This is a genomic window from Duganella sp. AC237, from assembly GCF_979254035.1.
The window spans coordinates 1,785,863-1,798,691 of sequence record NZ_CEEDEW010000003.1; the positions used below are offsets into that span (position 1 = coordinate 1,785,863).

Here is a 12,829-nt window from a genome sequence, read left to right on the forward strand (position 1 = left end):
GGGGTAATGGCCGCCGGTGGGTTGGAGTTACCCCAATTACCCCGGTCGTCGCGCAGCTGCCCCTTCCCCGGGGGAGGCGATCTCTACGGGCATGATGTGCATCAAGCGGCGCTCCTTTTCGAGTGTTAAAACGGCTCGTCAGCTGCCGATTCAAGCCAAGAGGCCAGTTTTCGAAGCCCTGTGTTCGTGGCAAACGCGTGGGTCAATCCGGCCAGCAAACGAACACCCGGTAAGAGTCTTTTTATTTGGAGGCGAAGGCGAGGCCAATGAGCTATCACATTTTGGAAAGAGCCTTCACCGCATCCTTCGCTTCACGAAGACTACACGTGTGGACCTCACGATAACAGCGAATAGCCCAGATGCGCTTATTGTCATCTAGCAAACGTACCACGTCGGCCATCACAGCATTGCCCCGCCGTGGATAATTGCCAGCATGACGCATTTTTTTCATTTGCAACCAAAGCGCGACTTGTGTAACCAAGATTAAAGATAGAACTAGAATTATCACTATCAGGAAAAACTTCATACATTTCTCCAAAAAACTCAAATGGCTGCTCTTGGCCGGATTCTGTCAGAAACCGTTGCGCTCTTAATCCTGCCACTCCGTGTGCTCAGGGACCATAACTTGTTCGCACCATTCTTTTAGATTGCTATAAATGTCTGTCCCTGGCCATGGCAAGCGCTCCTGACTTTTTGACCAAGTGAGATGGACGTCTGCAACTCGACCGCTGCCATCCAGAAGCTCAAACAGGGCATCATCGCCATTACCGCGCGCTAAAAGCTTTAAGGTAAGCCCATATAAAATATGCCCAGGTGGCAATTCGATACGTACCTGGTCTTCCAATCCTTGCGCTAACTCAGCCGCGCTTTATACGACGCGTCCATTCGTCCGCCACGTCGCCCATGTTCTTCGCAATGCCGTTGCGCACCCACGCCATGAGTTCGCGGTCGAACTTGAAATCTGGCCCACACTGGTGGGAAAGAAAACGCCGAACGTTTTGCGTGTTCTTGTACTCAGAATCGATTTCCGTTGTACGCGAAATTTCTCCGCCATGCCAATCGAACTTCATGTCCAATCTCTCCAAATATTGATGAGGTGTGCGGCTGCTTCTGGCCGAACCCGGCCGTTATCACTTACTCTGTGTTGTGCGATCCGCGCGTCGCATGTTCGAATCGACGTATGAGATCAAGCACTGCATCGAACTCCGGCGGCTCCTCTGTAAACATTTCCGCTTGCATCGCTACGTAGTCCAGCCGCCAGCTTTGTTCTTGATTTGGCAATGGTAATAGACGTAATGTTTCCGGTGCCATTGCGTGGTAGTCGACCCAGCTCTGCGCAAAAAAGACGCTTCGATGCGCCAGTACCTGTTTGAACAGATCGACGTCCTCGACCGCCTTAGCCGCTATACCGCCTTGGATCAGTCGGTACACGTCATAGTAATGCCTCGCCATCCTAGGCCGTCTTTGCTTGTCCGCTGGTCTGTACGTTTCCTCGTGCAGCAGCATTACCTTTTCCCAGAAAGTCCTCTCTGGGGCCAGGGCGTGGACGATCGTTTCTGGCTGGGTGAACAGCTGCGGGAATACCTCGGCGATGACAGGACGTACTGGCCGCTCATGTGCAGGCCACGGATCAGATCTGGCGCCGAACTCGATCTTGACGATGGGGCGAACATAACGCACCTGCTGTCCGCCGAAGTGAGTAGGGTAAAAGAAGAGCAGCGTCTGGCCATCAGGGTCATCTAAGTCCAAGGTAAGTTGCCAACCCTCGCCGTCGAGTCGCGTAATGAAGCAATCGCTCAACCTAGGCAGCAACGTGTTTCTTACGAACGTCCCGCATGCGTCACGTAGCGCCTTGAGCCGTTTCGCTTGCTGTTTTGCGCTCGGTGCCCGCTCAGGGCTATTCTCGCCGCCAAAACCGAGCGCATCGCGCCCGATGGTTAAGTCGATATCCTCGGAGAATCTGTCGATCAGACCCCATGCCTTTGACAGCGATGTTCCGCCTTTGAAGGTTAAATGGCTCATGAGCTCTGGCAGCGCAAACAGCTGTTCCAAAGTCCAGCACGCCCAGAAGTCCTTTTCCGCACCGGAGGCCACCCAGCCATTGCGGGCAGCGGTCTGCTCAATGGCCAGCTTCTGGTCTTCCTTGGGCAATTTCAAAAACTCTTGCATGGCTCAATCCTTGTCCTGCGCTATCCGTCGCATGACATCTGCAATCCATACGGGGGCCAGCGATGCATCGGCCAGCAGCACGGCCTTGTCCTCGGCGGTTAATCTGGCTCTGAGCTTAGCGACTACCTCGTCATCGATATGCGTCTGTTTGAAATGTCGCAATGCCTGGATCACTAGTCCGCTGATGCGACCGGCAGTCGCCATATTGCGAGGTGTAGTGTGCTTCAGCAGAATGCTCTGATTGCCGATATGCACGGTGCGCGAGACGCCATCGGTCAGGAAGGCCAGCTTCATCGGCACTTGCTCCGTAAGCCCCAGTAGATTGGCGGCGTACGCGCCAGAGGGCTGCAGGCGCAGACTTCCTTTGCCGGCGATCGCCTTCGCGATATCGTCGGCCGACGGTAATAGCGGTCCCAGAATCGCGTGCGTGCGTGGCACGTCGTACAGTCCTCGGGCCACTCGACGAAGTCTCCCAGTGGCTGTTAAACGCGAGAGCACCTTATCGACGGCCGCACGGCTACCCAAGTGGAGAAAATCAACGGGACTGAAGACTTTCCCCGCTTCGCTTGCCGCTATCTCGGCCCGGATAGCCGCATCCACGCTGCCGTGAGAAGGCGGCGTTTGCTGAGCGGTTCGGCTTCGGCCGTCGGAGGGGGAATTGGTGCGCATGTCAGAAAATATAGCACGTTTTTCGGACAAGGCAATCCGGAACGATGATTTAAGAGCCTTTGGCGAGCGTAGCGAGTTGCAGTTGGGCGAGCGCAGCGAGACAAGCCCCGCAGGGCAAGCCACGTTTGAGCGAAGCGAAAACATGGCTTGCTCCTAACTGCGCGCTGACCGGCCGACTGCACCGTAGCCTGTACGCATCGACCTGCCCCGCAGACTGGTCGTGCGTCGCCATGCCGCACAGCTGGACTATGCATGAGCTGGCTCATGCATAGTCAGCGCTCACGGTACCCGCGACGTAGTGGGTGCGTTTTCGGGGTAACTGGGCTAGCCAATGGCACCGTTTTTCGCGCTTTCCCCTATGACGCGAGGTGCCGATTCTATTGACGCCGTCCCACTGAATACTAGGAAGCCCCGACGCGAAAGCGCAGGGGCTTTTTTATGCATCGCCATGCCGACGCACTCACATGCTTCCCCAATACCTCGATTGAGGCGGCTCAAGCTCCACCGCTCCGGTAGCGTTGAGTTTGCCAATGTTCAAAGAGCTGATGGTCAACAGAACGTACGTTTGGACTTTCCCGATTCTTCTCAGGAGGATGGAATGTCGTACGTTTATCCCAATGCAGCAGACCTCAAAGACCAACCGCTGGTCGGTAGTCATCAATGTGTGGCCCTCGTTTGCCTTCATCGCCAAAAAGTCCATACAGCTGGTGGACACCCCCAAAGGTTGGATTACGTTCACGGGTTCACCCCTGTACTTGCATGGCGCCGCTCTGATGGATGGTCCGCCTGAAAAATTGGGTGAGCTCTCTGACTACAAGCAGTCAAGCCGCAAACATGAACTGGTTTACACCTATCAACTTGATGGTAAATTTCCTCATGGCAAATGGCTATCATGCACTTATGGTGAGTCCGACCAAGTGACACTTGCTCGACAACTTCCGGATGACACGAATGCCTGCGTCATCACCTCCCGTAAAGGCAAACATGTCGGGCAGAACGATATCAAAATCGATTGCAAATGACTGCATGAGAAGCCACGGCCGCATTTCCGATCGCATCAGAACATATCAGACCTGTTCTGATACGCGAGTTGCGCCAATTAGTTGAAAGCACCCTCGGCGCGCAACAACGACACCGCGAGGTCGATAAAGGCCCTCACCTTGGTCGTCGAACGGCGCCCCTCATGGTGCACCACGCTAACCGGCACCGGTGCCGACTCATACTGCGTCAGCACAGTCTTGAGTCGTCCCGCCGCCAGATGCGGCGCGACCATATAGGAAATCACCCTCGTCATGCCAAATCCCCGCACCACCGCCCCGATGGCCGCGTCATTGCTGGTACTGGTAAGGCGCGGACGCACTCGCACGACCACCGGTTGGCGCTTGAACTCGAAGCGCCAGTCGGGCGATGCGGTGACGGCGTTAGCCAGCACGATGTCATGTCCGCCCAGCTCCTCCGGCGTCAGCGGTAATCCGCGCGCCTCAAGGTAAGCCGGCGACGCGCACACCACCTGCCGCACCTGGCCCACCCGAACCGCCTGATAGCTCGAATCGGGCAACTGGCCGATGCGGATCGCCACATCGATCCCTTCATCCATCATGTTGACCACGCGATCAACGAAGCGGCATTCAACCTCGGTTTCCGGATAGCGGCGCAGATACTCGGTCACCACCGGCGTCACATACATGGCGCCGAACAACACCGGCGCCGTGATCACCAGCCTACCGCGCGGCTCCCCGTGCGTGCCGGTCGCCGCCTGCTCGGAATCGGACACGTCGGCCAGGATGCGGCGACAGTCCGCCGCATACCGCGCGCCCACATCGGTCAAGCGCACCATCCGCGTGGTGCGCGTCAGCAGGCGCACGCCCATCGTTTCCTCGAGCTCCGTCACCGCCCGTGTCACCACCGGCGGCGAGATCCGCAACTTGCGCGCGGCCGGGGCGAAGCCGCCTTCGTCGACCACGGCCAGGAATATCGACATGGTGTAGAGCCGATCCATATTATTCCACTTTCAGGAATGGTTCATTGCGGGTTCTAAGGATTCTAATTGGATGACAAAACAATCAAACTGTATTCGCTGGATAACACTTCGTCAACCACCCAAGGAGAACACCATGAGCCGCATCACCATCATCGACAGCAGCAACGCCAACGCCGAACAACAAGCCCTGCTGGACACCATCCAGGCCCAACTCGGCATGGTGCCGAACTTCCTTAAAGTATTCGCCAACTCGCCCGTAGCCCTGCGCGCCTTCCTGGGCCTGTACGGCGTGGCTGGCGCCGGCAGCCTGGACCATCAAACCCGCGAACGCATCGCCCTGGCGCTGGCCCAGCAAAACGGCTGCGAATACTGCGTCTCGGCGCACACCGCCATCGGCCGCAAGAGCGGACTGACCGGCGACGAAATCAACGCCGCCCGGCACGGCACCAGCGAAGACGCGCAAGCGGCCCTGGCCGTCCAATTCGCGACCAGCTTGATGGAGAAGAAGGGCGATGTGAGCGCCATCGAAATCGCCCAACTGCGCAGCGCCGGCTTCACCGATGCCGACATCGTGGAAATCATTACCCACGTCGGTATGAACTTCCTGACCAACATCCTTGGCAAGGCCAGCAAAGTCGACATCGACTTCCCGCAAGTGGACCTGAAACTGGCCGCCTGATTCCCCCACCCATTCCATCTCTAGGAGCATCGCCATGAACTCGTCCTCTTCCGTCTGGGCCCGCCTGGCCGTCACCGCCGGCTTCGTTGCCGTCACCGCCGCCGCCAGCGCCGCGCCTGCCACACCCGCCGCCTCGACCGCCGTGAGCTACCACACGGCCAGCATCGACGGCGTGAAAGTGTTTTACCGCGAAGCCGGCCCGAAAAACGCGCCGACCTTGTTGCTGCTGCACGGTTTCCCGACCTCGTCGCAGATGTTCCGCAACCTGATTCCGCAACTGGCCGACCGCTATCATGTGATCGCGCCGGACTATCCGGGCTATGGCCAGAGCGACCAGCCGCCAATGGACAAGTTCACCTACAGCTTTGACAACCAGGCCAAGGTGATCGACAAACTGACCAGCCAGCTCGGCCTGACGAAATATGCGCTCTACGTGCAGGACTATGGCGCGCCGATCGGCTACCGCCTGGCCGCCGCCCATCCGGAACGGGTCACGGCGATCGTGGTGCAAAACGGTAACGCCTACGACGAAGGGCTGGATAACGAGTTCTGGCAACCGGTCAAGGAGTACTGGAAAGACAAAACCGAAGCCAAGGCCGCCAAGCTGCGTCCGCTGCTGGAGATCGGCGGCACCAAGTGGCAATACACCGAAGGCTTCCGCAAGCCGGACGTCAACGTCAGCCCCGACGCGTGGATGCTCGACCAGGCTTATCTGGACCGTCCCGGCAACAAGGACGTTCAGATAGAAATGTTCTACAGCTACGGCACCAATCCGCCGCGCTATCCCGAGTGGCAAGCGTATTTCCGCAAACACCAGCCGCCGATGCTGATCGTCTGGGGCAAGGGCGACAAGATCTTCCCGGCGGCCGGGGCCACGCCTTACCTGCGCGACCTGCCGAAAGCCGAGCTGCACCTGCTCGACACCGGCCACTTTGCCCTCGAAGAAGAAGGCGACAAGATCGCGAAGCTGATGCGCGAGTTCCTCGGCCGCAACGTCAAACGCTAAACCTCACTTTTATCAGGAGCCATCATGGGCCGCGCATTTTCCGACATCACCTTTACCCCGAACGTGCGCGCCATGCAGGAACGCATGGGAAGCCGCGAGCAGTACGAAGGCTTCGACCTGATGACCAACCGGGCCGACCGCCTGGGCCGCATGGAGGCCGAGTTCATCGCCCAGGCCGACCATTTTTACCAGGCCACGGTGAGCGAGACGGGCTGGCCGTATGTGCAGCATCGCGGTGGCCCGGCCGGCTTCCTGAAAGTCCTCGATCCGAAGACCGTCGCCTTCGCCGACTTTCGCGGCAATGTGCAATACCTCAGCGTGGGCAACCTGCAAAAGGACGACCGCATTTCCATCATCGTGATGGATTACGCCAACCAGATGCGCCTGAAGATTATTGGCCGCGTGCGGCTGGTCGAAGCCGCCGACGATGCCGAGTTGATAGAACGGCTGCGCACGCCCGGCTATGCGGCGCGCATCGAACGCGCCTTCGTGATCACCGTCGAAGGCTACGACTGGAACTGCCCGCAGCACATCACACCGCGCTTCACCGAAACCGAAATCAACACCATGACGGCGCCGCTGTACGCGCAAGTCAAGCGTCTCAAGGAGCAACTGGCCGCGAGCGCCGCCAAGCAACCTTTGAGCGAATTGGGCGATGGCCCGCTGGCGCTGGTGGTCAGCGGCGTGCGGCAGCTGACGCCGCAGGTGCGCGCCTACGAACTGAAAAGCTTCGATGGAGGCCACTTGCCGGCGGTCCAAGCTGGCGCCCACATCGACGTGCCGGTACTGCTGGCCGATGGTAGCGCCGCCACGCGCAGCTATTCGATCGCCTCCGATCCCGCGCAGCCCGGCGTCTATGAGATCGCCGTGCTGCGCGAGGAAGAAGGCAAGGGCGGCTCGGCCAGCGTGCATGCGGAATACCACCTTGGCATGCTGCTGCGCTGCTCGCTGCCACGCAACGATTTCGCCTTGCCGGCCGACGGCGCGGTGGTGCTGATCGCCGGCGGCATCGGCGTCACACCGATCAAGGCGATGGCGCATACCTTGATCGCCGAACATCGCGACTTCGTGCTGCACTACGCCGTGCGGTCGCGCCGGCAAGCGCCGTTCCTCGACCAGCTCGAACGCGAACTGGGACCACGCCTGGTCGTGTACGCCGCCGACGAAGGCCGGCGCCTGTCGCTCGAGACGGTCATGGCAGGCGAGGGCGTCACCGTCGCCTGCGGCCCGGCGCGCCTGCTCGACGCAGTGACCGAAACCGCCAAGCGCCTGGGCGTGCGCGTCCTGATCGAACGCTTCGCGGCCGATGCGCGCGCCGTCAACCGGCCCGTCATCGTGACCTTGAAGCGCAGCCGCAAGGTGATCGAAGTACCGGCCAGCGCCAGCATTCTCGAGGCGGTGGAGGCCGCCGGCGTCGATGCGCCAGCCTCCTGCCGGATCGGCAACTGCGGCACCTGCCGCGTCAAGGTACTGGCCGGCACGCCGGAACACCGCGACAACGCGCTGAGCGACGAGGATCGCGCCGATCACATGTGCATTTGCGTCTCGCGCGCCAGCGGCGACACGCTCGAACTAGACCTTTAAGGAGCACGACCATGAACGCAACACATCCGGCGGCCGATGCCGTCCCAAGCAGTACGCTTCACTATATACCGGTCGGGCTGTTTGGCGCCGTCATGGGCAGCATCGGCTTGGCGGCGGCCTGGCGTCTGGCCGCCGAGCGCTTCGGCGTGCCGGCCTGGATCGGCGACGGCCTGGCGGTGGCTGCGCTATTGGCCTTTGTTGCGGTGGGCGCGGGCTATGCGATCAAGGCCTGGAACGGCTTCGACGCGGTACGCCGCGAATTCGCCCACCCCGTCGCCGGCAACCTGTTCGGCACACCGCTGATCACCTTGCTGTTGCTGCCGATTCTGCTGGCGCCGTTCCAGCTCGCCGCCGCGCGCATGCTGTGGGTGGCCGGCGCCGTCGGCATGGCGGTGTTTTCGCTATCGATCACCGGCCGCTGGCTGAGGGAAAAGCAAGCCGTGATCACGCCCGCGCTCCTGATTCCTGTCGTCGGCCTGCTCGACGTGCCGCTGGCCTTGCCCGCGCTCGGCTGGCAATCGTCGATGCACGGCGTGATGGTGTTTTCGGTCGCGGTCGGTCTTGTGTTCGGGTTGCCGCTGCTGGGCATGGTGCTGACCCGCTTGATGCGCGAGGATGCGATGCCCGCGCCGCTGCAGCCGACGTTGCTGCTGCTCAGCGCGCCGTTCAGTGTCGGCTTCTCGGCCTACATCGCGACAACCGGGCAGGTCGATCTGTTTGCCGAAGGCTTGGTCATGGTGATGTTCTTCGCGCTCGCGATCGTCGCCGGCCGGTTGCGGGTGCTGGTTGCGGAACAGCCGTTCCGGCTGTCGTGGTGGGCGGCCAGCTTCCCGCTGGCGGCCGCCACCTTGGCCGCCTTGCGATACGCGGGCCACGCGCATCATATTGTTGCAGATGGCCTCGCTCTGCTGTTGCTGGCAACGACGACCGTTTGCATCGCTGTCTTCGCGGCGCGGACGTTGAGTGCTGTCGTCAAAGGTGAGTTGCAGACGCTGGCGTGAGCAGCCAGTTCCGATCCGATGCATAATCTCCTGCTGAGTATTAGCGGGAGTAAAAATGAACGAACATATGGTGGCAGTTGAACTGGAAAAGGCATATCGGCTGCTCAATCACGGGCCGACGGTGCTGGTGTCGGCCTCGCACGATGGTGTGGATAACATCATGGCGGCGGCCTGGTCTTGCGCGCTGGATTTCGCTCCGCCCAAGGTGACGCTGGTGTTGGACAAGGCGACCAGCACGCGCGGTCTGGTGGAGGGCAGCGGCTACTTCGCGCTACAGGTGCCCAACGTGGGCCAAGTCCAGCTGACCTACGACGTTGGCAATCTGAGCCTGGCCGACGCGCCGGACAAGCTGAAAACATGCGGGATCGAATTATTTCGCGCCGGTGAACACGGTATGCCACTGGTCTCCGGATGCTCGGCCTGGCTGATCTGCAAGGTGATCCCCGAGCCGCACATCCAGCAGACCTACGACTTGTTCATTGGGGAAGTAGTGGAAGCCTGGGCCGACGACCGCGTGTTCCGCAACGGCCATTGGGAATTCGACAAAGCCGATCCGACCCTGCGCAGTTTGCATTACATCGCCGGCGGCCAGTTCTATGCGATCGGGGAATCAGTGCTTGCCGATACCGGCAAAGCCACCAATCCGGGGACCTAACCGCTAGGGGCGGTGTTGGGAGGGCCTGCGGATTCGCAGCAATCCATTCCAGCCCCCTCGACGTCAACTGCGCATGTACAAACGTATCGCTCCCGCCCCGCCGAGGGCGATGCGCATCACGCAGCGGTTTCAAACGCATCGAGCACATCCCGGGTCTGGACGATGGTCGCGTATTCGCCGTCCAGGTTGGACAACGCCATGGCGCGCACGTCCTCGGCGCTGCGTGGCGTGCCCGCGTAATCGGCTTTGGCAAACGCGAAACACGCATCCGCCACGACATGGGTCGCGAAGCCGAGGTTGCCCGCCGTCCGCGCGCTGGCCTCCACCGAGTTGTTGGTGCTCACGCCGACGATGACGAGTTCGCTGATGCCGCGCACGCGCAGCCAGCGCTCCAACCCGGTGTTGATGAAGGCGTCGGGTACATTTTTCTCGATCACGTAGGCGTCCGGCAAAGGAGCCAATCGTTCCTGAAACTCGACCCCAACTTGCCCGGGCCAAAACAGCGAACCAACCGTTCTCGAAATGTGGCTGACATGGATAACCGTGGAACCCGCCGTCCGCCAAGCGCCAAGCAAGGCCTCGATATTCTGTTCCGCCTCGGGGTTGTTGCGCGTGCCGGCCGCCGGATCGGCCATGCCTTTTTGCATATCGATGATGATCAGTGCCGCCGTGCTTACTTGCATAGTGTTGCTCCAGATCTGGGAAAGCGTAAAGGTCGATTGTAGCTCGATCACAATATCGGAAAAGAGTAGAATTCCGGGTTCCTCCCAACCCGACGATGGACCGCGAATGAACGTCGCCACTTTCTCAAAGCCTGCGCCGTGAGCAAGACCAAACGGGCCGGCGACTGGATCGTGCGCGCGCCGCAGACGGGCCGCACGGAGCGCATCGAAGCGTTCTTCTCGGGCCACGGCTACGAGCCGCACCGCCACGACACCTATGCCATCGGTCGCACCCTGGCCGGGGTGCAAAGTTTCCACTACCGGGGCGGGCAGCGACACAGCGTCCCGGGCGCCACCATCGTTCTGCACCCCGACGAGTTGCACGACGGCGAGGCGGGGACCGACGCCGGCTTCCGCTACCGCATGCTGTACATTGAACCCTCGCTGATCCAGCAGATCCTTGGCGGGCGCGCGCTGCCTTTCATCCAGCACGGCATCAGCGCCGATCCCAGGCTGTACGCGGCCAGCGAAATGTTGTTGCGCAGTCTGGACGCGCCGCTCGACGCGCTTGAGGAAGACGACGCATTGTTCGATCTGGCCCATGCGCTGAGCGCGGTGTCGGCGCCGCCCAGCTCGAAGCAGCCATTCGACTACCGCGCCGCCGAGCTGGCGCGCGAGTTCCTCCATGGTTCCCTGGAACGCAGCGTGACATTGGAGCAATTGGAGCGCCACAGCGGGCGGGACCGCTGGAGCCTGTCGCGCGATTTCCGGCTGCTGTTCGGCACCTCGCCGTACCGCTACCTGACCATGCGCCGCCTCGACCTGGTGCGCTCATTGCTGCTTCAAGGCCAGCCGCTGGTGGGCGCGGCATTGCTTGCCGGCTTTACCGATCAAAGCCACATGACCCGCCATTTCGGCAAGACCTATGGCTTGTCGCCAGCGCGCTGGCTGAAAATGCGCGCCGGCTGACGTTTGCACAATCGTACAAGAAATGACGTCCCGTTTTGCGTACGCTGGGCACTCCCCAATCAGCAACAGGACGAATCCAATGCATACCGAGCAGACGGCGGCGCACGCCATCCACACCATTAATTTCGCGGAGAAATTCAGTTTATTTTCCGAGCAGTGGGCACCCAAGGTGGTCGCGGAAATGAATGACTACCAATTCAAGATCGTCAGGCTGCAGGGGGACTTTATCTGGCACGCCCATGCCGCCACCGACGAGACGTTTATCGTGCTGGAAGGGCGCTTGCGCATCGATTTCCGCGACGGCCACGTGCTGGTGTCGCAGGGCGAAATGGTGGTGGTGCCAAAGGGCGTGGAGCACAAGCCGTCGGCCGAAGGCGAGGTGAAACTGCTGTTGATCGAGCCGCGCGGCGTGCTCAATACAGGCGAGGAGGAAACCAGCGACCGTACCGCCATCAATGACGTATGGATCTAGGCGAACCGAACAACCAATGAAAAAGGCCCGATGCGCTAGCACCGGGCCTTTGATTTTCCGTCCGCCGAAGCGACGATTATTTCTGCTTGCGGCGACGCGCGACCACGCCCATCAAGCCCAGGCCGGCGAGCATCATTGCGTAGGTTTCCGCTTCCGGAACCGCCGACACGGGCGCCTTGCCCGTGGAGTACAGCGTGGCGTTCGACAGCGAGTTGAACGCGGTCGTGAAGCTGTCCACACCGGCGCCCTGGCCAGCGTCAAAGCGGTAGAAGGCGGTGACGTTGTTCTGTTTGTTACCCAGGACATCCGTGACGTTGCCGTAGTGGATGCTGACGATGGTGTCGCCGTACAGCTGTTGAGCGAAGTTGATGGTGTTGCCGGTCAGGCCGGACAGCATCGACGTCGATGCCACGGCTTCCGTCAGGTGCACGCCCCACACGCCCAGGTTGCTGTTGATCTCGGTCAGGCTCGGCTTGTTGCCGTTCAGATTGCCGCTGACGAAGCCGATGCAGCTGGCGCCGGCCACGGAAATGCTGGCACCGGCGCACGATGTCGATGACGGTGGAAGGGTGATCACAGGCGTGGTGGCTGGCTTGTCGGTCGCCGGCTTGGTCACCACCGGCGTGGTGCTGCCGCCGTTGCCTTTGCCGTTGCCATTGTTGCCCTTGCCGTTACCGCCGGCGGCAGCCATGGCGGCGCCTCCAGACATCAACAGTACCAAGGTTGCGGCCGTCGAAAGAGTCTTGAATTTCATGTCAAATTGTCCCAAAAAAGAGTAAACGATTACGGTGTAATTGCGCGCCGGAAACAATTGGTTGGGTTTCTTTGAGCAAGTGTCATGCTATTTGCCAAAGCTTATCACGTTAGCTGCTTTAAAGATACTTTGATTGCTATATGGCAAAGTCATCTGGCGGAAAATGAACTCTCAAAGCGCGCCCATAGCCGGCAAGAATGCAAAATATGCATTTATAAATGCGGAATG

Annotated in this window: 15 protein-coding genes; 8 read left to right on the top strand and 7 right to left on the bottom strand. The window is 60.4% G+C overall.

Annotation, left to right across the window (positions count from 1 at the left end; translation table 11 throughout):
- Positions 1-274: 274 nt before the first annotated feature.
- The 4 genes from AC0IYS_RS08310 to AC0IYS_RS08325 all read right to left on the bottom strand — a co-directional run bounded on the left by AC0IYS_RS08310 (position 275) and on the right by AC0IYS_RS08325 (position 2,982).
- Positions 275-526 carry a hypothetical protein gene (locus tag AC0IYS_RS08310; protein WP_471704714.1) on the bottom strand — a complete coding sequence of 84 codons (252 nt, stop codon included), beginning with the start codon at positions 524-526 and terminating at the stop codon, positions 275-277.
- Positions 527-857: 331 nt separating this feature from the next.
- Entirely contained in the window at positions 858-1,070 is a 213-nt protein-coding gene (locus AC0IYS_RS08315) for a DUF6434 domain-containing protein (RefSeq protein WP_471704715.1), read from the bottom strand.
- A 64-nt stretch (positions 1,071-1,134) separates the two neighbouring features.
- Entirely contained in the window at positions 1,135-2,169 is a 1,035-nt protein-coding gene (locus AC0IYS_RS08320) for a nucleotidyl transferase AbiEii/AbiGii toxin family protein (protein ID WP_471704716.1), read from the bottom strand.
- Between the two features lie 3 nt (positions 2,170-2,172).
- Positions 2,173-2,982 (bottom strand): DUF6088 family protein, encoded by an 810-nt coding sequence (locus AC0IYS_RS08325; protein ID WP_471704717.1) that lies wholly within the window; start codon positions 2,980-2,982, stop codon positions 2,173-2,175.
- A 386-nt stretch (positions 2,983-3,368) separates the two neighbouring features.
- On the opposite strand from AC0IYS_RS08325, the gene AC0IYS_RS08330 reads away from it, so the two are divergent.
- On the top strand, positions 3,369-3,860 hold the full coding sequence (locus AC0IYS_RS08330) for an STY0301 family protein (RefSeq protein ID WP_471704718.1): 492 nt from the start codon (positions 3,369-3,371) through the stop codon (positions 3,858-3,860).
- Between the two features lie 77 nt (positions 3,861-3,937).
- Here the strand turns inward: AC0IYS_RS08330 and AC0IYS_RS08335 are convergent, their stop codons facing one another.
- Positions 3,938-4,837, bottom strand: a complete 900-nt coding sequence (locus tag AC0IYS_RS08335; protein ID WP_471704719.1) for a LysR family transcriptional regulator — start codon at positions 4,835-4,837, stop codon at positions 3,938-3,940.
- Positions 4,838-4,952: 115 nt separating this feature from the next.
- On the opposite strand from AC0IYS_RS08335, the gene AC0IYS_RS08340 reads away from it, so the two are divergent.
- The 5 genes from AC0IYS_RS08340 to AC0IYS_RS08360 are packed head-to-tail and all read left to right on the top strand — an operon-like array spanning position 4,953 to position 9,744.
- Positions 4,953-5,498, top strand: a complete 546-nt coding sequence (locus AC0IYS_RS08340) for a carboxymuconolactone decarboxylase family protein (RefSeq protein ID WP_471704720.1) — start codon at positions 4,953-4,955, stop codon at positions 5,496-5,498.
- 34 nt (positions 5,499-5,532) lie between these two features.
- Positions 5,533-6,504 carry an alpha/beta fold hydrolase gene (locus AC0IYS_RS08345; RefSeq protein ID WP_471704721.1) on the top strand — a complete coding sequence of 324 codons (972 nt, stop codon included), beginning with the start codon at positions 5,533-5,535 and terminating at the stop codon, positions 6,502-6,504.
- Between the two features lie 24 nt (positions 6,505-6,528).
- On the top strand, positions 6,529-8,088 hold the full coding sequence (locus AC0IYS_RS08350) for a 2Fe-2S iron-sulfur cluster-binding protein (protein ID WP_471704722.1): 1,560 nt from the start codon (positions 6,529-6,531) through the stop codon (positions 8,086-8,088).
- Between the two features lie 11 nt (positions 8,089-8,099).
- Positions 8,100-9,089, top strand: a complete 990-nt coding sequence (locus AC0IYS_RS08355) for an SLAC1 family transporter (RefSeq protein WP_471704723.1) — start codon at positions 8,100-8,102, stop codon at positions 9,087-9,089.
- Positions 9,090-9,144: 55 nt separating this feature from the next.
- A complete protein-coding gene (locus tag AC0IYS_RS08360) occupies positions 9,145-9,744 on the top strand; it encodes a flavin reductase family protein (RefSeq protein ID WP_471704724.1) in 600 nt (199 codons plus the stop codon).
- Positions 9,745-9,860: 116 nt separating this feature from the next.
- Here AC0IYS_RS08360 and AC0IYS_RS08365 read toward each other — a convergent pair whose 3' ends face one another.
- The gene (locus AC0IYS_RS08365; RefSeq protein ID WP_471708824.1) at positions 9,861-10,427 is read right to left on the bottom strand and encodes a cysteine hydrolase family protein; all 567 of its coding nucleotides are present in this window, start codon (positions 10,425-10,427) and stop codon (positions 9,861-9,863) included.
- 138 nt (positions 10,428-10,565) lie between these two features.
- On the opposite strand from AC0IYS_RS08365, the gene AC0IYS_RS08370 reads away from it, so the two are divergent.
- Together AC0IYS_RS08370 and AC0IYS_RS08375 are read left to right on the top strand one after the other, a co-directional pair.
- Positions 10,566-11,375 carry an AraC family transcriptional regulator gene (locus tag AC0IYS_RS08370; protein ID WP_471704725.1) on the top strand — a complete coding sequence of 270 codons (810 nt, stop codon included), beginning with the start codon at positions 10,566-10,568 and terminating at the stop codon, positions 11,373-11,375.
- A 79-nt stretch (positions 11,376-11,454) separates the two neighbouring features.
- On the top strand, positions 11,455-11,847 hold the full coding sequence (locus AC0IYS_RS08375) for a cupin domain-containing protein (protein WP_471704726.1): 393 nt from the start codon (positions 11,455-11,457) through the stop codon (positions 11,845-11,847).
- Positions 11,848-11,923: 76 nt separating this feature from the next.
- Here AC0IYS_RS08375 and AC0IYS_RS08380 read toward each other — a convergent pair whose 3' ends face one another.
- A complete protein-coding gene (locus AC0IYS_RS08380) occupies positions 11,924-12,601 on the bottom strand; it encodes a PEP-CTERM sorting domain-containing protein (RefSeq protein WP_471704727.1) in 678 nt (225 codons plus the stop codon).
- Between the last annotated feature and the right edge of the window lie 228 nt (positions 12,602-12,829).

What these genes read in the sequence shown, in the direction of transcription:
- AC0IYS_RS08310 (WP_471704714.1), bottom strand. Translation starts at nt 526, where the DNA reads ATGAAGTTTTTCCTGATAGTGATAATTCTAGTTCTATCTTTAATCTTG.
- AC0IYS_RS08315 (WP_471704715.1), bottom strand. Translation starts at nt 1,070, where the DNA reads ATGAAGTTCGATTGGCATGGCGGAGAAATTTCGCGTACAACGGAAATC.
- AC0IYS_RS08320 (WP_471704716.1), bottom strand. Translation starts at nt 2,169, where the DNA reads ATGCAAGAGTTTTTGAAATTGCCCAAGGAAGACCAGAAGCTGGCCATT.
- AC0IYS_RS08325 (WP_471704717.1), bottom strand. Translation starts at nt 2,982, where the DNA reads ATGTTTTCGCTTCGCTCAAACGTGGCTTGCCCTGCGGGGCTTGTCTCG.
- AC0IYS_RS08330 (WP_471704718.1), top strand. Translation starts at nt 3,369, where the DNA reads ATGTTCAAAGAGCTGATGGTCAACAGAACGTACGTTTGGACTTTCCCG.
- AC0IYS_RS08335 (WP_471704719.1), bottom strand. Translation starts at nt 4,837, where the DNA reads ATGGATCGGCTCTACACCATGTCGATATTCCTGGCCGTGGTCGACGAA.
- AC0IYS_RS08340 (WP_471704720.1), top strand. Translation starts at nt 4,953, where the DNA reads ATGAGCCGCATCACCATCATCGACAGCAGCAACGCCAACGCCGAACAA.
- AC0IYS_RS08345 (WP_471704721.1), top strand. Translation starts at nt 5,533, where the DNA reads ATGAACTCGTCCTCTTCCGTCTGGGCCCGCCTGGCCGTCACCGCCGGC.
- AC0IYS_RS08350 (WP_471704722.1), top strand. Translation starts at nt 6,529, where the DNA reads ATGGGCCGCGCATTTTCCGACATCACCTTTACCCCGAACGTGCGCGCC.
- AC0IYS_RS08355 (WP_471704723.1), top strand. Translation starts at nt 8,100, where the DNA reads ATGAACGCAACACATCCGGCGGCCGATGCCGTCCCAAGCAGTACGCTT.
- AC0IYS_RS08360 (WP_471704724.1), top strand. Translation starts at nt 9,145, where the DNA reads ATGAACGAACATATGGTGGCAGTTGAACTGGAAAAGGCATATCGGCTG.
- AC0IYS_RS08365 (WP_471708824.1), bottom strand. Translation starts at nt 10,427, where the DNA reads ATGCAAGTAAGCACGGCGGCACTGATCATCATCGATATGCAAAAAGGC.
- AC0IYS_RS08375 (WP_471704726.1), top strand. Translation starts at nt 11,455, where the DNA reads ATGCATACCGAGCAGACGGCGGCGCACGCCATCCACACCATTAATTTC.
- AC0IYS_RS08380 (WP_471704727.1), bottom strand. Translation starts at nt 12,601, where the DNA reads ATGAAATTCAAGACTCTTTCGACGGCCGCAACCTTGGTACTGTTGATG.